The sequence below is a fragment of the Streptomyces sp. NPDC001406 genome (genome assembly GCF_042895285.1).
Classification (GTDB): domain Bacteria; phylum Actinomycetota; class Actinomycetes; order Streptomycetales; family Streptomycetaceae; genus Streptomyces.
Map to the genome: position 1 here is coordinate 87,095 of NZ_JBIAWG010000022.1, position 16,685 is coordinate 103,779.

The following is a 16,685-nucleotide window of genomic DNA, read 5'->3' on the forward strand; positions in this document are numbered from 1 at the left end:
GCATGGCGGACATGGCTACTCATGTGATCACCGGCGCGGGCTCCGGCATCGGCGCGGCCGTGGCCCGCCGTCTGCACGCGCGCGGGGACGAACTCGTGCTGCACGCGCGCGACGCGGGCCGGGCGAAGGAACTGGCCGCCGAGTACCCGGGGGCGCGCACCCTGGTCGGCGATCTCTCCGACCCCGACAAGCTCTCCTGGGCCTTCTCCCACCAGACGCTCCCCGACCGCGTGGACTCACTGCTGCACATCGCCGGGGTCGTCGACCTGGGCGACGTCGGGGACCTCACCCCCAAGTCCTGGCGCCACCAGCTCAACGTCAACCTGGTCGCCCCCGCCGAGCTGACCCGCCACTTCCTGCCCCAGCTGCGCGCCGCCCGCGGTCACGTGGTCTTCGTGAACTCCGGCGCGGGCCTGAACGCCCACGCCGGCTGGTCCGCGTACGCCGCCTCCAAGCACGGCCTCAAGGCCCTGGCCGACTCCCTGCGTCACGAGGAGCACGGCAACGGCGTCCGCGTCACCTCCGTCTACCCCGGCCGCACCGCCAGCCCCATGCAGGCCAAGGTCCACCAGCAGGAGGGCAAGGACTACGACGCCTCCCGCTGGATCGACCCCGAGTCGGTGGCGACGACGATCCTGCTGGCCATTGACCTCCCCAGAGACGCGGAGATCAACGACCTGACGGTCCGACCGGGCCAGTGACCTGGTGACCCCGTGACCTTCGAAGGAGACGGCATGAGCGACGGTGGCGAGATCCGCGCCTGGCTGGAGAACGTCTGGGACCGTGCCGAGGCCGCGGTGGTCCTGCGCGGCGGGGACGACGCCGGGCCGCTCGCCCGGCGCACCGTCCTGGCCGAGATCTACGACGACGACACGCTCGCCGAGCTGCGCGCCCTGACCACGACCGGCGACTTCACGGGCGACATCTGCCGCTGCCACGGCAGCCTGACGGTCGCCCTGCTGGACGCCCACGGCGAGTTCATCGGCAGCGGCAGTCACCACGGTCGGACGGACATCGCCTGGGAGCGCGGCCGCTTCCGCAACAACCTCGCGGTCGCCGACCCGGACCGGTTGCTCGCCTTCCTGGAACGGCACGGGCGTACGAGCATCGGCCGGTGATGTCCAGCCCGTCCGGCGATCGAGGACGAGGCCGTTCAGGCCGAAGCGGGGGTCCGGGGGCGGCAGCCCCCGGCAGAGGCCCGCGCGGGCGCCGGGTGCGAGGCAGCGCACGGCGCCCCGAAATCGGCTGAACCGCCGGAGGCATAGGCTGCCCGGGTGAGCGATGACAGCCAGTTCAGGTTCGGTGCGGCCACCGGGGTCGGGTCCATGCCCGGTGACGACGCGCGGGAGGCCGCCAAGACCGTCACCGGGTCCTTCGAGGACTTCCCGTTCCTGCCCGAGCTGCCGGCCCGCGGCCCCGGCGCGGACATGATCGGCCGTACCGCCGGAATGCTCGTCGAGCTGTACGCGCGCGTGGAGCCCAGCGGCTGGCGGATCGGCGACCGGCCCGGCCGGGACACCAAGCGGGCCCGCTCCTGGCTGGGCGAGGACCTCGACGCGCTGGAGGAGTTCACCCAGGGGTACGAGGGCCCGTTGAAGGTGCAGGCCGTCGGGCCGTGGACGCTGGCCACCGCCGTCGAGCTGAAGAACGGCGAGGCCGCCCTCTCCGACCCCGGCGCCTGCCGCGACCTCGCCGCCTCCCTCGCCGAGGGCCTGCGCCTGCACCTCGCCGAGATGCAGCGCCGCGTCCCCGGCGCACAGCTCGTCCTGCAGCTGGACGAGCCCTCCCTAACCGCCGTACTGCGCGGCCAGGTCAAGTCCGCCAGCGGCTACCGGACCCACCGGGCCGTGGACCGGCAGATCGTCGAGGCCACCCTCCGCGACCTCGTCGCGGTGCACCGCACCGGCCCGGTCGTCGTCCACTCCTGCGCCCCGGACGTGCCCGTCGCCCTGCTGCGCCGCACGGGCGCCGCCGCGGTCTCCCTCGACTTCTCGCTCCTCACCGAGCGTGACGACGAGGTCATCGGCGAAGCCGTGGAAGGCGGTACGCGACTGTTCGCCGGTGTCGTGCCCGGCACGGACGGTCCGTTGTCAGACCCTGCCGGTAGCGTCATGGGTGTCAGGACGCTGTGGCGCAGGCTGGGGCTGCATCCGGGGCTTCTCGCGGAGGCGGTCACCATCACCCCCTCGTGCGGCCTCGCGGGCGCTTCCCCCGCGTACGCACGCAAGGCTCTCGCCCATTGCGTCCGGGCGGCGAGATCCCTCGCGGACAACCCAGAGTAACGGGAGGACAACACGGTGGCCGGCGACAAGCAGCAAGCGGAGACGGCAGTGCCCGCCGAGGCACGGGAGCGGCACGCGCAGCTCGCCGAGCAGATCGAGGAGCACCGCTTCCGGTACTACGTGAAGGACGCTCCCGTCGTCAGCGACGCGGAGTTCGACCGACTCCTGCGCACCCTGGAGGCGTTGGAGGCGGAGTACCCGGAGCTGCGCACGCCCGACTCGCCGACCCAGAAGGTCGCGGGAGCGTACGAGACGGAGTTCACCTCCGTCGAGCACCGCGAGCGCATGCTCTCCCTCGACAACGCCTTCAACGACGAGGAACTGGCCGCCTGGGCCGAGCGCGTCGCCAAGGACGTCGGCACCTCCGACTACCACTTCCTGTGCGAGCTCAAGGTCGACGGCCTCGCCGTCAACCTCACCTACGAGCACGGCCGCCTCACGCGCGCGGCGACCCGCGGCGACGGCCGCTCCGGCGAGGACATCACGCCCAACGTCCGTACGATCGCGGAGATCCCGGACCGGCTGACGGGTGACCGCGTCCCCGAGCTCGTGGAGATCCGCGGCGAGGTCTACTTCCCGATGGAGGAGTTCCTCGAACTCAACGAGCGCCTGGTCGCGGCCGGTGACAAGCCCTTCGCCAACCCACGCAACGCGGCGGCCGGTTCACTGCGCCAGAAGGACCCGCGGGTCACCGCCACCCGCCCGCTGCACATGGTCGTCCACGGCATCGGCGCGCTGGCGGGTTACGAGGGCCTCACCCGCCTCTCACAGGCCTACGACCTCCTCAAGACCTGGGGCCTGCCCACCTCCGCGCACAACAAGGTGGTCGACGACCTCGACGGCGTACGGGAGTTCATCGCGTACTACGGCGAGAACCGTCACTCCGTGGAGCACGAGATCGACGGAGTGGTCGTCAAGCTCGACGAGATCCGCCTCCAGGGCCGTCTCGGCTCGACCGCCCGCGCGCCGCGCTGGGCGATCGCGTACAAGTACGCGCCGGAGGAGGTCAACACCAAGCTGATCGACATCAAGGTCGGCGTCGGCCGCACCGGCCGCGTCACGCCGTACGCCCAGGTCGAGCCGGTCACGGTCGCGGGCTCCGAGGTCGAGTTCGCCACCCTGCACAACCAGGAGGTGGTCAAGGCCAAGGGCGTGCTCATCGGCGACACCGTCGTGATCCGCAAGGCCGGTGACGTGATCCCGGAGATCCTCGGCCCGGTCGTCGACCTGCGCGACGGCAGCGAGCGCGAGTTCGTGATGCCCGCCGAGTGCCCCGAGTGCGGTACGGCCCTGCGGCCCATGAAGGAGGGCGACATCGACCTCCGCTGCCCCAACGCCCGCACCTGCCCGGCCCAGTTGCGGGAGCGCGTCTCCTACCTCGCGGGCCGCGAGTGCCTGGACATCGAGCACTTCGGCGAGGTGGCGGCGGCCGCGCTCACCCGGCCGCTGGAGCCGGCCGACCCGCCGCTGGCCGACGAGGGCGACCTGTTCGACCTCACGGTGGACAAGCTGCTGCCCATCAAGGCGTACGTCCTCGACCCGGACAGCGGACTGCCCAAGCGGGACCCCAAGACGGGCGAGGAGAAGGTCGTCACGGTCTTCGCCAACCAGAAGGGCGAGCCGAAGAAGAACACCCTCGCGCTGCTGGCCAACATCGAGGCCGCCAAGGAGCGGCCGCTCGCCCGGTTCCTGAACGGGCTGTCGATCCGGCACGTCGGTCCGGTCGCGGCGCAGGCCCTCGCGCGCGAGTTCCGCTCCATCGACCGCATCGAACAGGCAAGCGAGGAGGAGCTGGCGCGCATCGAGGGCGTCGGCTCGACCATCGCCGCGGCCCTCAGGGAGTGGTTCGCCGAGGACTGGCACCGCGAGATCGTCCGCAAGTGGAAGGCCGCTGGAGTCCCGCTGGAGGACGAGACGTCCGGCGAGGAGGAGGGCCCGCGTCCGCTGGAAGGGCTTACCGTCGTCGTCACCGGCACCCTGGAGAACCACACGCGCGACGGCGCCAAGGAAGCGCTGCAGAGCCGCGGAGCAAAGGTGACCGGTTCGGTGTCGAAGAAGACGTCTTTCGTCGTCGTGGGGGAGAACCCGGGATCGAAGTACGACAAGGCCATGCAGCTCAAGGTGCCGGTGCTCGACGAGGACGGCTTCGGCGTCCTGTTGGAGCAGGGGCCGCAGGCCGCGGCCGAAGTCGCCCTTCCGACCGGGGAGTAGCGGTTGAAGGCCACCCGATCGGTGCATATCAGATGCATACGGGTGGCCGGGGCGCATTCGGGCAACCGTAGACGACCGCTGCCCGTGGAAGCCTTCTGCGGCCTACTGTTGAGATGTGCGCCTGCCGTGCCCAGCTGCGGTCGGGGCATCCCCGTGCTCCTGATGAGTACGGGGAAGGGTTTTCCAACGCGGAGCCGTTGATGGTCGTCGGGCAGCGGACCGCGTGGCGTGGGCACCGCCGGCTGTGAGAGGGACGGGAATGAAACCGACCGAGAGCGCCGCCCCTGACTCACGGCTGCGCCTGCGCCTGAAGATGGGCGCATGGCGCGGGAGCCGGTGGACGGGACGGGCCGCGGAGCGGGCGGGCGCGGCGGTCCGCGCCGCAGGACCGCATGTCGCGACGGAACCGCGCAGCCCCGCCCCTTTGGCCGCCCCCCTGGCCATCGAGGCCGCCCCGGCCCTGCCGGGCGCGGACCACGAGCGCCGGCCGTCCTGGCCCGCGCTGCCCGCGGCCGTCGTCGCGGCCGCCGGGTTCGCGCTGGGCGCCGGCTTCCTGCAGGCGTTCACGGGCAGCCACGCCCTCTTCCCGTCCGGCACGGTCGGCTGGTCGCTGGCCGTGCTGACCGGCATCATCGTCGGCCACCTGGTCATGCTCGGCCGCTCCCGCTGGTGGGGCGGCACCGGCTCCGGCGCCGCCCTCACCCTCGCCGTACTGCTGCTCTACGGCTGGGTGCCCGCCGGCATGGTCAGCCTCACCGTCGTCGTCCTGGTCGGCATAGCCCGCCGCAACCGCTGGCGACAGGGCGTGCTGCAGGGCGCGGTGGACATCCTCGGCATCGGCGCCGGTGCCCTGGTGCTGGGCGCCTTCGGCCGCGTACCGACCGTCGAGTCGCCCTGGAACCCCGGCAGCTGGACCGTCACCACCGCCCCCGAGGTCGTCCTCGTCGCGGCCGCCTATCTCGCCGTCACCCGCGGTCTGCTGTGGTACCTGCACGCCCCGCGCGGCGGCGGACTGCCCACCGTCGCCCGGACGGCCCTGGTCAGACAGGGCCTGGTCGCGGTCGCGCTGCTCGGCATCGCCCCCCTGGTCTGTGTGGTCGCCGACGCCCAGCCGGTCCTGCTCCCGCTGTTCTCCATCCCCCTCGTCGCCCTCGACTCCACCCTGTGGATAGCCCGGGCCCGGGCGGAGGAGCAGTTGCGCGACCCGCTGACCGGCCTGCCCAACCGGCAGTGGCTCCTGGAGCGGATCTGGACGGCCCTCGACGACGCCGAACGCATAGGTGCCCGGGCCGCCCTGATGCTCATCGACCTCGACCGCTTCCGCTCGGTCAACGACACCCTCGGTCATCTCGCCGGCGACCGGCTGTTGCTGCAGATCGCCGACCGGCTGCGGCTGGCGCTGCCCCGCGGCGCGGAGGCCGCCCGGCTCGGCGGTGACGAGTTCGCCGTGTTACTGCCCGTCGCCGACTCCACGACGTCGGCGACCCGGGTCGCCCGCGGCCTGGTGGCCGCCCTCAGCTCCCCGCTCGACCTCGACGGACTCACCCTCGTCCTGGAGGCCAGCGCGGGTGTCGCCGTCTTCCCCGACCACGCCCTGGACGCCGAGGGACTGCTGCGCCGGGCGGACGTGGCGATGTACCAGGCGAAGCGGGACCGCACGGGTGTCGAGGTGTACGAGTCCAAGCGGGACTCCAACACCCCGGACCGGCTCGGCCTGCTCGGCGATCTGCGCCGGGCCCTGGACGCGCACGAGGTCCAGCTGCACTACCAGCCCAAGGTCCGCTTCGACGGCCAGGTCGCCGGGCTGGAGGCGCTGGTCCGCTGGGTGCACCCCGAGCGCGGCAAGGTGCCGCCGGACGAGTTCATAGCGATCGCCGAGTCCTCGGGGCTGATGCCCCATCTGACGGAGTACGTGCTGGAGACGGCGCTCGGACAGGTCGCCCGGTGGCGCGCGCAGGGCCTGCGGGTGCCGGTCGCGGTCAACGTCTCCCCGCGTGACGTCCACACGCCCGGCTTCGCCGGCTCGGTGGCCGCGCGCCTTGCCCGGCACGGCGTTCCGGCGGGAGCGCTCCAACTGGAGATAACGGAGCACGTGCTGCTGGAGGACCCGCAACGGGCCGCCGACACCCTCGCCGGGCTGACCGGGCACGGCGTGAAGATGTCCCTGGACGACTTCGGCACCGGCTACTCCTCGCTGGTGCATCTGCGCCGGCTGCCGGTCAGCGAACTGAAGATCGACCGGTCGTTCGTCGCCCGGCTGGCCGTGGACACCGAGGACGCGGAGATCGTGCGGTGCACGGTCGACCTGGCGCACTCCCTCGGGCTGCTGGTCGTCGCCGAGGGCGTCGAGGACGACGAGACCTGGGAGCGGCTGCGCGACCTGGGGTGTGACGCCGTACAGGGCTGGCTGGTCGCCGCGGCGATGCCGCCGGAGGAGACCACGGCGTGGCTGCGTGCCCGTGGCTCCCGGGGCTGGCAGCGTCCGAGGGCAGCCCTCCCGGCGGCCGCCGCGGACGACCCGGGGCGCATCGGCTAGCCCGGCACGGGACCGGTACGGAAACCGGCACGGGGCCCGTACAGAAAGACGATGCCACCAGCCATGTCCCTGATCGTTCCGACATTCGACGAGACCGTGGTCGTCCGGGAGGCGGAGGCCGAGGTCATCGGCCGCGCGCCCACCACCGTCCGGCTGCTGGCCGACAGCGGCAGCACGGGTGGAGCCCTGTCCACCCAGCGCGTCACTCTCACCCAAGGCGCCGACGGCGCCTCACCGCACCGCCACGACGGCTCGGCCGAGATGTTCTTCGTCCTCGACGGCGCCGCCGAACTGCTCTGCGCCGAGCAGGTCGTCACCGCAGGGCCCGGGGACCTGGTCGTCGTCCCGCCCGGCAGGCCGCACGCCTTCGCCGCCGTCCCCGGCTGCGACGCCGACCTGCTCATCGTCATCACGCCGGGCGTCGAGCGCTTCGAGTACTTCCGCCACCTGCGGCGCGTCGCCCTCGGCGAGGACACCCCGGAGAGCCTTGTGGGGGTGCAGGACCTGTACGACAACCACTTCCTGCACAGCCCGGCCTGGGACGCCCACCGCCGAGGGCCGGAGCGCTGAGCAAACCGTTTAACGGTCTTCGCACCCCGCCCCATAGGATTGGGCCCAAACCACAAACTCTCACCCCAGAGGATCGCTGCATGCCTGGCATCACGCGCGAGGAGGTCGCCCACCTCGCCCGGCTGGCGCGTCTGGAGCTGAAGCCCGAAGAACTCGAACACTTCGCAGGCCAGCTGGACGACATCATCGGCGCGGTCGCACGCGTCAGCGAGGTCGCCGACCAAGACGTACCGCCGACCTCTCACCCGCTCCCGCTGACGAACGTCATGCGCGCGGACGAGGTCCGTCCCTCGCTCACCCCCGCCCAGGCGCTCTCCGGCGCCCCGGCCCAGGAGCAGCAGCGTTTCAAGGTGCCGCAGATCCTGGGGGAGGACTGATCCATGACGGACATCATCAAGCTCACGGCCGCCGAGACCGCCGAGAGGATCGCCTCCGGCGAGCTCACGGCCGTCCAGGTCACCGAGGCCCACCTCGCCCGGATCGAGGCCGTCGACGAGAAGGTGCACGCCTTCCTCCACGTCGACCGCGAGGGCGCCCTGGCGCAGGCCCGTGCCGTAGACGAGAAGCGGGCGAAGGGGGAGAAGCTCGGGCCGCTGGCCGGCGTTCCCCTCGCGCTCAAGGACATCTTCACCACCGAGGGCGTTCCCACGACCGTCGGTTCGAAGATCCTCGAAGGCTGGATCCCGCCGTACGACGCGACGCTCACCAAGCGGCTGAAGGCCGCCGACGTGGTCATCCTCGGCAAGACCAACATGGACGAGTTCGCCATGGGGTCCAGCACCGAGAACAGCGCGTTCGGGCCGACCGGCAACCCCTGGGACCTCACCAAGATCCCCGGCGGCTCCGGCGGCGGCTCCAGCGCCGCCCTCGCCTCCTTCCAGGCCCCCCTCGCCATCGGCACCGACACCGGCGGCTCCATCCGCCAGCCGGCCGCCGTCACCGGCACGGTCGGCGTGAAGCCGACCTACGGCGCGGTCTCCCGGTTCGGCATGGTCGCCTTCTCGTCCTCCCTCGACCAGGGCGGGCCCTGCGCCCGTACGGTTCTGGACGCGGCGCTCCTGCACGAGGTGATCGCCGGACACGACCCGCTCGACTCCACCTCCATCGACGCCCCGGTGCCGCCGGTGGTCGAGGCCGCCCGCAACGGCAGCGTCCAGGGCATGCGGATCGGTGTGGTCAAGCAGTTCCGCGGCGAGGGCTACCAGGCCGGCGTCATCCAGCGCTTCGACGAGTCCGTCGAACTGCTGAAGGAACTGGGCGCCGAGATCGTCGAACTGGACTGCCCGTCCTTCGACCTCGCCCTGTCGGCGTACTACCTGATCGCCCCGTCCGAGTGCTCGTCCAACCTCGCCCGCTTCGACGGCCTGCGCTACGGCCTGCGGACCGGCGACGACGGCAGCCACTCGGCCGAGGAGGTCACCTCCCTCACCCGTGAGGAGGGCTTCGGCCCCGAGGTCAAGCGCCGCATCATGCTGGGCACGTACGCGCTGAGCTCCGGCTACTACGACGCGTACTACGGCTCCGCCCAGAAGGTCCGCACGCTGATCACGCGCGACTTCGAGAAGGCCTTCGAGCAGGGCAGTGGTGTCGATGTGATCGTCTCCCCGACGACGCCGACCACCGCCTTCGCGATCGGCGAGCGCGCCGACGACCCGATGGCGATGTACCTCGCCGACCTGTGCACCATCCCCACCAACCTGGCGGGCAACGCGGCCATGTCGCTGCCCTGCGGCCTGGCCCCGGAGGACAACCTCCCGGTCGGTCTGCAGATCATCGCCCCGGCGCTGAAGGACGACCGTCTTTACAAGGTCGGCGCCGCTGTCGAGGCCGCGTTCGTGGAAAAGTGGGGTCACCCGCTGCTCGAGGAGGCTCCGTCGCTGTGAGCAATGCACTGTCGAAGGCCAAGGGCTTCAAGAAGTCCAAGTCCGGTACGTACCTGTCGATGGCAACGACCGCGTTCGGCGCGATCGGTGTCACCAAGCAGATCAAGAAGGCTCGCGCCGAGCACGACACGCTGCGGCTCGTCGACGCCACCGTCTCCGCGGTCGCGATCGTCACCGGCCTCGCCATCCTGTACCGCGAGCTGAAGCGGCTGGGCGACGACGACGTCCTGCTGGGCTGAGAGGGAAGTTTCACCGTGACCACCACGACCGACCTGGTGTCGTACGAGGACGCGCTGGCGTCGTACGACCCCGTCATGGGCCTTGAGGTCCATGTCGAACTCGGCACCAAGACCAAGATGTTCTGCGGGTGTTCGACCGAGCTGGGCGCCGAGCCCAACTCGCAGACCTGCCCGACCTGCCTCGGCCTGCCCGGCTCGCTCCCGGTCGTCAACGCGACCGGCGTCGAGTCCGCGATCAAGATCGGTCTCGCGCTGCACTGCGAGATCGCCGAGTGGTGCCGCTTCGCCCGGAAGAACTACTTCTATCCGGACATGCCGAAGAACTTCCAGACCTCCCAGTACGACGAGCCGATCGCCTACAACGGCTACCTCGACGTACAGCTGGAGGACGGCGAGACCTTCCGCGTGGAGATCGAGCGCGCCCACATGGAGGAGGACACCGGCAAGTCGACGCACGTCGGCGGCGCCACCGGCCGCATCCACGGCGCGCAGCACTCGCTGCTGGACTACAACCGCGCCGGCATCCCGCTCATCGAGATCGTCACCAAGCCGATCGTCGGTGCCGGGGAGCGCGCTCCCGAGGTCGCAAGGGCGTACGTCCGTGAGCTGCGCGAGCTCATCAAGGCGCTCGGCGTGTCCGAGGCCCGTATGGAGATGGGCCAGATGCGCTGTGACGTGAACCTGTCGCTGATGCCCAAGGGCGGCGACAAGTTCGGCACGCGCTCCGAGACGAAGAACGTCAACTCGCTGCGTTCCGTGGAGCGTGCGGCCCGCTTCGAGATCATGCGGCACGCCGCCGTGCTCAGCGGCGGCGGCACGATCGTCCAGGAGACCCGCCACTTCCACGAGGACACCGGGTCGACGACCTCGGGCCGCGTGAAGGAGGAGGCCGAGGACTACCGGTACTTCCCGGAGCCCGACCTCGTCCCGGTGGCCCCCTCCCGCGAGTGGGTCGAGGAGATCCGCGCCGCGCTGCCGGAGATGCCGCTGGCCCGCCGCACCCGTCTGCTGGCGGAGTGGGGCATCTCGGCCACCGACATGCAGGCGATCCTCAACGCCGGCGCGCTGGACCCGATCGTCGCCACGATCGACGCCGGTGCCGACGCGGCCTCCGCCCGCAAGTGGTGGATGGGCGAACTGGCGCGCAGCGCCAACGAGTCGGGCAAGTCGCTCGACGAGCTGGCCATCACGCCCGAGCAGGTCGCCCGGATCGCCCGGCTGGTCTCCTCCGGTGACCTGAACGACAAGCTGGCCCGTCAGGTCATCGAGGGTGTCCTCGCGGGCGAGGGCACCCCGGACGAGGTTGTCGAGAAGCGCGGTCTGAAGGTCGTCTCCGACGAGGGCGCGCTGACGGCCGCCGTCGAGGAGGCCATCGCCGGCAACCCGGGTATCGCCGACAAGATCCGCGGCGGCAAGGTGGCCGCGGTGGGCGCCCTGGTCGGCGCGGTCATGAAGGCCACCCGCGGCCAGGCCGACGCGGCCCGCGTCAAGGAGCTGATCCTGGAGAAGCTGGGCGTCAGCGAGGGCTGAGTCCCGTGTGCGGTACGGCCCCGGAGGCGTCGCCTCCGGGGCCGTACGGCTACTTGCGGCGTCCCACGACCCGTACGAAGCCCAGTGCGCGGCCCTCGTCCGCGCGGAGCATCTGCGCGCACCGGCCCGCCATCCGGACGTGGAACTCGTCCGTGCTCTCCTCGGCGACCACCTCGCACCACAGCAGCCAGTCGCGCCAGCCGTCCGGCTGCCAGTCGGCCGCCTCGACCTCGACGGCCCCGCCGCGCGTCCAGTGGCGCCGCCACCACTCGGGGGAGTGGAAGCACCAGAAGTCCGGCTCCCACCACGGCGCGAGTTGCGCCGGCGGCTCCGCGCCCTCCGGCTCCTCGCGAAGTGCCGGTACGACGACCCCGATCCGCCCGCCGGGCTTCAGCAGCCGGGTCAGCGTGGGCAGATACAGGTCGTTCGTGCCGAAGTACTGGTACGCGTCGACGGAGACGATCGCGTCGAACGTCCCCTCGCCGAAGGGCAGAGCGTGCGCCTCGGCGTGCACGGGCAGCACCCGGTCGGCGACGCCGGCCTCGGCGATCCGTGCGGCGTTGTCGTCGGGCTTCACCCACAGGTCGGCGGCGACGACCTGGACGTCGTACTCCCGGGCGAGGAAGACGGAGGTCATGGCGCGGCCGCAGCCCAGGTCGAGGACGCGCGCCCCGGGGCGCAGGTCCGCCAGGCCGAGCGCGGGGGCCAGCCACTCCAGCAGCCACAGGGCGTGCGGGCCCATCTGGTTCTCGATGGTCCAGCGGACGTCGTAGCGGTCGCTGCGCGGGTGGCGGGGGTCGGTCAGGCGGTCGGTCAGAGGGTTGTCAGGGTTGTCGGAGGTCTTGGATGTGGCGTCGGACATGCTGTCGGACATCGGTGAACGGGCTCCTTGAGTCCTTCGTACGGGAAAGGTATGCGTAGGAGCTCGGTCGGACCGTCAAACAACGCACCTGCTTCGGTCGGCGGCGAGGTGCCGGCTTTTGGGACTGCGGACGCCGGGACGCTAACAGCGCTTCCCGCTCCCCGCACCCGGATTGTTCAGGCACACGTACTACGCTCGCCCGCCATGAGTGGACGCACGGATTCCGATACCCGAACCGAGACGGCCGAGGTGGACGGCGCAGCCGACATGGACGACGTGGACGACGACGAAGAGGACCCCGCTGTGGAGGCGCGCCGGGCCCGCTGGACGGCGACCGGCACCGGAGCCCTGCTGTCCCTCGCGGGCCTGGCCGCGGCCCTGTTGCGGCTGAGCGGTGCCGCGCCGGTGCTCGTCCCGGCCGCCTACGCCTTCGGGGCCGCCGTGTGCGCGTTCGCCGCGGTGCTCGGCTCCCGGGGCCGTACCCGCCGGGCACTGTGGCTGCTGATCGTGGGGACGATGATCATGGCGCTCGGGGACCAGTTCGACTGAAGTACCCGGCGCGACGACAGAGTTCACGGAACTGTCCTGTGACTTGTCTCCCACTCCGGCGGATAACCCCCGGAACGCGGTAAACGATCACATTCGCCTGCAAGAGTGTCCTGCGATTGCTCATGCGTTCTTTGCGGGCTGTTCAGTTCATGGACGATCCTTCCCGGTCAAAGATCCTCAAATCGTCAACTGGGAGCACGTCCGTGGCAGCCCTTGCACGTTGGTGTGTCCGGCACCGCCTGGTCGCCGTTCTGCTCTGGCTCCTCGCGTTCGGCGGGGCCACCGCGGCCGCCGCCGTCACCGGCCCCGCGTACTCCAACGACTACGAGGTGCCCGGAACCGAGTCGGGCCGCGCCGCCCAGCTGCTGCGGGACGGCTTCCCGGGCCTCGGCGGCGACACCGACACCGTCGTCTGGCACACCACCTCGGGCACCGTCCGCGCCGCCGACGTCGAGCAGACGATGACCCGCACCCTCGACGAGATCGCCGGCCTGCCCGGAGTGTCGTCCGTGACCAGCCCCTACGAGGGCCGGGGCACCGGTCGCGTCAGCCACGACCGACACACCGCGTACGCCACCGTCACCTTCGCCGCCCCCGCCGAGGACATCGACAGGTCCGAGGCCCTGGCCGTCGTCCGCGCCGCCAAGTCCGCCGAGGCCGACGGGCTCCGGGTCGAGCTCGGCGGCAGCGCCATCGGGCTCACCGAGTCGTCGAGCGGGCATGTCGCCGAGGCGGTCGGCGTGGTCGTCGCCGCCGTCGTGCTGTTCCTCGCCTTCGGCTCGCTCGCCGCCTCGCTGCTGCCCATCGCCACCGCGCTGGTGGGCGTCGGCACCGCGTACGCCGCGATCGTGCTGCTCGGGCACGCCATGACCGTCGCCGACTTCGCGCCCATGCTCGGCATGCTCATCGGGCTGGGCGTCGGCATCGACTACGCGCTCTTCATCGTGACGAGACACCGGCGCGGGCTGAAGCGCGGCCTCACCGTCACCGAGGCCGCCACCGACGCCGTCGCCACCACGGGCCGCGCGGTCGTGTTCGCGGGCGCCACCGTTTGCATCGCCCTGCTGGGCATGCTGATCCTGCGGCTGAGCTTCCTCAACGGCGTCGCCGTCGCCGCCTCGCTGACGGTCGTGCTGACCGTCGCGGCCTCCGTCACCCTGCTGCCCGCCCTGCTGTCCTGGATCGGACCCCGCGCCCTGAGCCGCCGGGAGCGGCGCAGGCTGGCCGAGCACGGGCCGCAGCCGGAGCTGCCGACCGGACTCGCCGCCCGCTGGTCCGCCTTCGTCGAACGCCACCCCAAGCTGCTCGGCACCGTCGCCGTGGCCGTCGTCGCGGCCCTCGCGCTGCCCACGCTCTCCCTCCGCCTCGGCACGTCCGACCAGGGCAACGACCCCAAGGCGTCGACCACCCGACAGGCGTACGACCTCCTCGCCGAGGGCTTCGGACCCGGCGTCAACGGCCCGCTGACGCTGGTCACCCGGGTCGACGGCGCCGCGGACCGGCTCGCGCTCGACAACCTCGACACCACCCTGCGCGAGACCGCGGGCGTCGCCTCGGCGACACCGGCCCGGTTCGACACCGGCGGCGACACCGCCTACCTCACCGTCGTCCCCGACTCCGCGCCCCAGTCGCAGCACACCAGTGACCTGGTCGACCGGCTGCGCACCGAGGTCCTCCCGCACGCGGAGACCGGCACCGCGCTCGATCTGCAGGTCGGCGGAGTGACAGCCGGCTACGACGACTTCGCCGCGGTGATCGTCGGCAAGCTGCCGCTCTTCGTCGGCGTCGTCATCGGACTCGGCTGCGTGCTGCTCCTGCTCGCCTTCCGCTCGCTCGGCATCCCGCTGAAGGCCGCCGCCATGAACATCGCCGCCGTCGCCGCCGCCTTCGGCATCGTCGTCGCGGTCTTCCAGTGGGGCTGGGGCAGCGAACCGCTCGGCCTCGGCCGGGCCGGCCCCATCGAGCCCTTCCTCCCCGTGATCATGGTGTCGGTCCTCTTCGGACTCTCCATGGACTACCAGGTCTTCCTGGTCAGCCGGATGTACGAGGAGTGGCTGGAGACCGGCGACAACCGGCGGGCCGTCCGCGTCGGACTGGCCGAGACCAGCCGGGTGATCAACTCCGCCGCGGTCATCATGATCTCGGTCTTCCTCGCCTTCGTGCTCAGCGGCGACCGCGTGATCGCCATGTTCGGCATCGCGCTGGCCTCCGCGGTCGCCCTGGACGCCTTCGTCCTGCGCACCCTCCTCGTGCCCGCCCTGATGCATCTGCTCGGCGGCGCCAACTGGTGGCTCCCGCGCTGGCTGGACCGCCGTATGCCGCGGATCAGCATCGAACCGCCCGAGTGCCGGGCCGCCCATGAGAGGCTCACCGAGGCCGTGGAGGAACTGACGAAGGAGCGGCGGCAGGATGTACGCGATTTCCCTGGGTGACGACGGCGCTGAGCTGCGCCCCCTGGAGCCCTGGCACGCCGGGGAGTTCCTCGCGCACCTCGACCGGGGGCGGGAGTTCATCGGCCAGTACATCGGCTTCGGGGCGCGGGAGACGGACGTGGACTCCGCGCGGGCCCTGCTCACCTCCTACGCCGAGAAGCGCGCCGCGGACAGCGGCAGCCTGCACGGGATCTGGCTGGACGGGAAGCTGGTCGGCGGGGTGCTGTTCCGGACCTTCGACGCCGCACAGGGCAACTGCGAGGTCGGCTGCTGGCTGGAGCCCGCCGCGGCCGGACGGGGGCTCGTCACCCGCGCGATCACGGTCCTCGTCGACTGGGCGGTCGACGCGCGCGGAATGCACCGCGTGGAGTGGTACGCGGCCTCCGCCAACCGGCCGAGCATCAATGTCGCCCGGCGGCTGGGGATGACCCGGGACGCGGTGCTCCGCGAGAGCCGCCTGCACCGGGGCGTCCGGCACGACATCGAGGTGTGGTCGGTGCTCGCCCCCGAGTGGCGTGCGGCACGCGCGCGTGCGTCCCGCGGCGATCATTAAGAGACCTCTCAGACAGCCTCCGTACGGTGCGGGGCATGGCAACGAAGACAGTCGACGGTGCCGGGGACGGCACCGAGGTGAAGAACGACGCGAAGAACGACGACGCGAAGAACGACGACCTGAAGAGCGACGAGATGGCGGTGGACGTCACCGAGGCCGAGGACCGGGCCGATGACGTGACCGAGACCGAGACCGAGACCGAGGCCGAGACGGCCGAGGAGCCGGCCGGCGCGGAGGCCGAGGGCCCCTCCGGCGTCGGCCAGGGCGCCGCAGCCGTCGTCTCCGCCGTCCTGGGCCTCGTCTCGCTCACGGGCGGCTGGATCGGCACCGTGGCCGCCGCCCGCGAGACCCTCATCGGCCAGCTCCGGACCGCGTCGAACGCGGCCGTCGCCAAGCAGATCAAGGAGGTGTACGGCGACGCCTGGCACACCACCGCACTGTGGGCCGGCCTGTTCGCCCTCACCGCGCTGATCACCGGCGTCGCCGTCCTGGCCCGGCCCGCGTTCGGCGCACCCGGCAGGCCGCAGGCCCCCTGGATCAAGTCGGTCGCCTGGGCGGGCGTCTCGCTCGGCGTCATCGGCCTGCTCCTGGCCGTCCTCAAGTACTCCGACGCGCTCCTCGCACTGCCGACCACGAGCTGAATCACCCCAGTTCGCAAGGGGTCTTAGGGCATCCGTAGGCACCTTACGGAGCTTCTAAGGCCCCTTACGCGCGTCTCAGGCCCGGCGCCCGCCCCAAGATGCGGAACTCTCCCGATGTGGCACACCCCCCTGGGAGACGAAGGTGGAGGCATCGCAGAAAGCGAAGCCCGAAACCGAACTCACAGGGGACACACCGTGATCGAGTACGAACTCCAGCGACTCCGTTCCGCCGAGCTGCTTCGCCGGGCCGAGGACGAACGCCTGGCCCGCGTGGCCGTACGCGGCCGCCGCGCCGCCCGCCGAGAGGAGGAGGCCCGCCGGGCCGCCACGACCGAGGCCCATACCGACCGCCCGCGCCGGCACCGACTTCCTCGTGCCGCGTGACCGCCCGGACGGG

The 16,685-nt window shown here is 71.6% G+C and carries 16 protein-coding genes; 15 read left to right on the plus strand and 1 reads right to left on the minus strand.

Features of this window, described 5'->3' with window-relative positions:
- Positions 1 to 2: 2 nt before the first annotated feature.
- From ACFY1J_RS39705 to gatB, 10 genes are all read left to right on the plus strand, one after another.
- Positions 3 to 701, plus strand: coding sequence for an SDR family oxidoreductase (locus ACFY1J_RS39705; RefSeq protein WP_363301296.1), 699 nt, complete (start codon positions 3 to 5; stop codon positions 699 to 701).
- Positions 702 to 734: 33 nt separating this feature from the next.
- Positions 735 to 1,118: a hypothetical protein gene (locus tag ACFY1J_RS39710; protein ID WP_390732930.1), complete on the plus strand. Its 384-nt coding sequence runs from the start codon at positions 735 to 737 to the stop codon at positions 1,116 to 1,118.
- Positions 1,119 to 1,274: 156 nt separating this feature from the next.
- Positions 1,275 to 2,282, plus strand: a complete 1,008-nt coding sequence (locus tag ACFY1J_RS39715) for a methionine synthase (RefSeq protein WP_390711962.1) — start codon at positions 1,275 to 1,277, stop codon at positions 2,280 to 2,282.
- Positions 2,283 to 2,297: 15 nt separating this feature from the next.
- Positions 2,298 to 4,493 carry an NAD-dependent DNA ligase LigA gene (gene ligA / locus ACFY1J_RS39720; RefSeq protein ID WP_390732931.1) on the plus strand — a complete coding sequence of 732 codons (2,196 nt, stop codon included), beginning with the start codon at positions 2,298 to 2,300 and terminating at the stop codon, positions 4,491 to 4,493.
- A gap of 259 nt (positions 4,494 to 4,752) precedes the next feature.
- Positions 4,753 to 7,029, plus strand: a complete 2,277-nt coding sequence (locus ACFY1J_RS39725) for a putative bifunctional diguanylate cyclase/phosphodiesterase (protein ID WP_390711960.1) — start codon at positions 4,753 to 4,755, stop codon at positions 7,027 to 7,029.
- 63 nt (positions 7,030 to 7,092) lie between these two features.
- Complete coding sequence (locus ACFY1J_RS39730) at positions 7,093 to 7,599, plus strand: cupin domain-containing protein (protein WP_390711959.1); 507 nt, start codon at positions 7,093 to 7,095, stop codon at positions 7,597 to 7,599.
- 80 nt (positions 7,600 to 7,679) lie between these two features.
- A complete protein-coding gene (gatC, locus tag ACFY1J_RS39735; protein WP_067164579.1) occupies positions 7,680 to 7,976 on the plus strand; it encodes an Asp-tRNA(Asn)/Glu-tRNA(Gln) amidotransferase subunit GatC in 297 nt (98 codons plus the stop codon).
- Between the two features lie 3 nt (positions 7,977 to 7,979).
- The gene (gene gatA / locus ACFY1J_RS39740; protein WP_390732932.1) at positions 7,980 to 9,482 is read left to right on the plus strand and encodes an Asp-tRNA(Asn)/Glu-tRNA(Gln) amidotransferase subunit GatA; all 1,503 of its coding nucleotides are present in this window, start codon (positions 7,980 to 7,982) and stop codon (positions 9,480 to 9,482) included.
- The gene (locus ACFY1J_RS39745) at positions 9,479 to 9,721 is read left to right on the plus strand and encodes a hypothetical protein (protein ID WP_390711957.1); all 243 of its coding nucleotides are present in this window, start codon (positions 9,479 to 9,481) and stop codon (positions 9,719 to 9,721) included. The genes gatA and ACFY1J_RS39745 overlap by 4 nt, the downstream gene beginning before the upstream one ends.
- Before the next feature lie 15 nt (positions 9,722 to 9,736).
- A complete protein-coding gene (gene gatB, locus ACFY1J_RS39750) occupies positions 9,737 to 11,251 on the plus strand; it encodes an Asp-tRNA(Asn)/Glu-tRNA(Gln) amidotransferase subunit GatB (RefSeq protein WP_390711956.1) in 1,515 nt (504 codons plus the stop codon).
- A gap of 49 nt (positions 11,252 to 11,300) precedes the next feature.
- Here the strand turns inward: gatB and ACFY1J_RS39755 are convergent, their stop codons facing one another.
- Positions 11,301 to 12,113, minus strand: a complete 813-nt coding sequence (locus ACFY1J_RS39755) for an SAM-dependent methyltransferase (RefSeq protein ID WP_390712032.1) — start codon at positions 12,111 to 12,113, stop codon at positions 11,301 to 11,303.
- 204 nt (positions 12,114 to 12,317) lie between these two features.
- Between ACFY1J_RS39755 and ACFY1J_RS39760 the strand changes: the two genes are divergently transcribed.
- The 5 genes from ACFY1J_RS39760 to ACFY1J_RS39780 all read left to right on the plus strand — a co-directional run bounded on the left by ACFY1J_RS39760 (position 12,318) and on the right by ACFY1J_RS39780 (position 16,672).
- Positions 12,318 to 12,662, plus strand: coding sequence for a hypothetical protein (locus ACFY1J_RS39760; protein ID WP_390711955.1), 345 nt, complete (start codon positions 12,318 to 12,320; stop codon positions 12,660 to 12,662).
- Between the two features lie 203 nt (positions 12,663 to 12,865).
- Positions 12,866 to 15,094, plus strand: a complete 2,229-nt coding sequence (locus ACFY1J_RS39765; protein ID WP_390732933.1) for an MMPL family transporter — start codon at positions 12,866 to 12,868, stop codon at positions 15,092 to 15,094.
- Complete coding sequence (locus tag ACFY1J_RS39770; RefSeq protein ID WP_390732934.1) at positions 15,072 to 15,647, plus strand: GNAT family N-acetyltransferase; 576 nt, start codon at positions 15,072 to 15,074, stop codon at positions 15,645 to 15,647. The genes ACFY1J_RS39765 and ACFY1J_RS39770 overlap by 23 nt, the downstream gene beginning before the upstream one ends.
- 35 nt (positions 15,648 to 15,682) lie before the next feature.
- Entirely contained in the window at positions 15,683 to 16,288 is a 606-nt protein-coding gene (locus tag ACFY1J_RS39775; RefSeq protein WP_390732935.1) for a hypothetical protein, read from the plus strand.
- 195 nt (positions 16,289 to 16,483) lie between these two features.
- Positions 16,484 to 16,672 carry a hypothetical protein gene (locus ACFY1J_RS39780; RefSeq protein WP_363301308.1) on the plus strand — a complete coding sequence of 63 codons (189 nt, stop codon included), beginning with the start codon at positions 16,484 to 16,486 and terminating at the stop codon, positions 16,670 to 16,672.
- Positions 16,673 to 16,685: the final 13 nt, after the last annotated feature.

Bases quoted from the DNA above. Each gene is read 5' to 3' on its own strand.
- gatC (WP_067164579.1), top strand. From the start codon at position 7,680: ATGCCTGGCATCACGCGCGAGGAGGTCGCCCACCTCGCCCGGCTGGCG.
- ACFY1J_RS39730 (WP_390711959.1), top strand. From the start codon at position 7,093: ATGTCCCTGATCGTTCCGACATTCGACGAGACCGTGGTCGTCCGGGAG.
- ACFY1J_RS39775 (WP_390732935.1), top strand. From the start codon at position 15,683: ATGGCAACGAAGACAGTCGACGGTGCCGGGGACGGCACCGAGGTGAAG.
- ACFY1J_RS39760 (WP_390711955.1), top strand. From the start codon at position 12,318: ATGAGTGGACGCACGGATTCCGATACCCGAACCGAGACGGCCGAGGTG.
- ACFY1J_RS39770 (WP_390732934.1), top strand. From the start codon at position 15,072: ATGTACGCGATTTCCCTGGGTGACGACGGCGCTGAGCTGCGCCCCCTG.
- gatA (WP_390732932.1), top strand. From the start codon at position 7,980: ATGACGGACATCATCAAGCTCACGGCCGCCGAGACCGCCGAGAGGATC.
- ACFY1J_RS39755 (WP_390712032.1), bottom strand. From the start codon at position 12,113: ATGTCCGACGCCACATCCAAGACCTCCGACAACCCTGACAACCCTCTG.
- ACFY1J_RS39705 (WP_363301296.1), top strand. From the start codon at position 3: ATGGCGGACATGGCTACTCATGTGATCACCGGCGCGGGCTCCGGCATC.
- ACFY1J_RS39725 (WP_390711960.1), top strand. From the start codon at position 4,753: ATGAAACCGACCGAGAGCGCCGCCCCTGACTCACGGCTGCGCCTGCGC.
- ACFY1J_RS39710 (WP_390732930.1), top strand. From the start codon at position 735: ATGAGCGACGGTGGCGAGATCCGCGCCTGGCTGGAGAACGTCTGGGAC.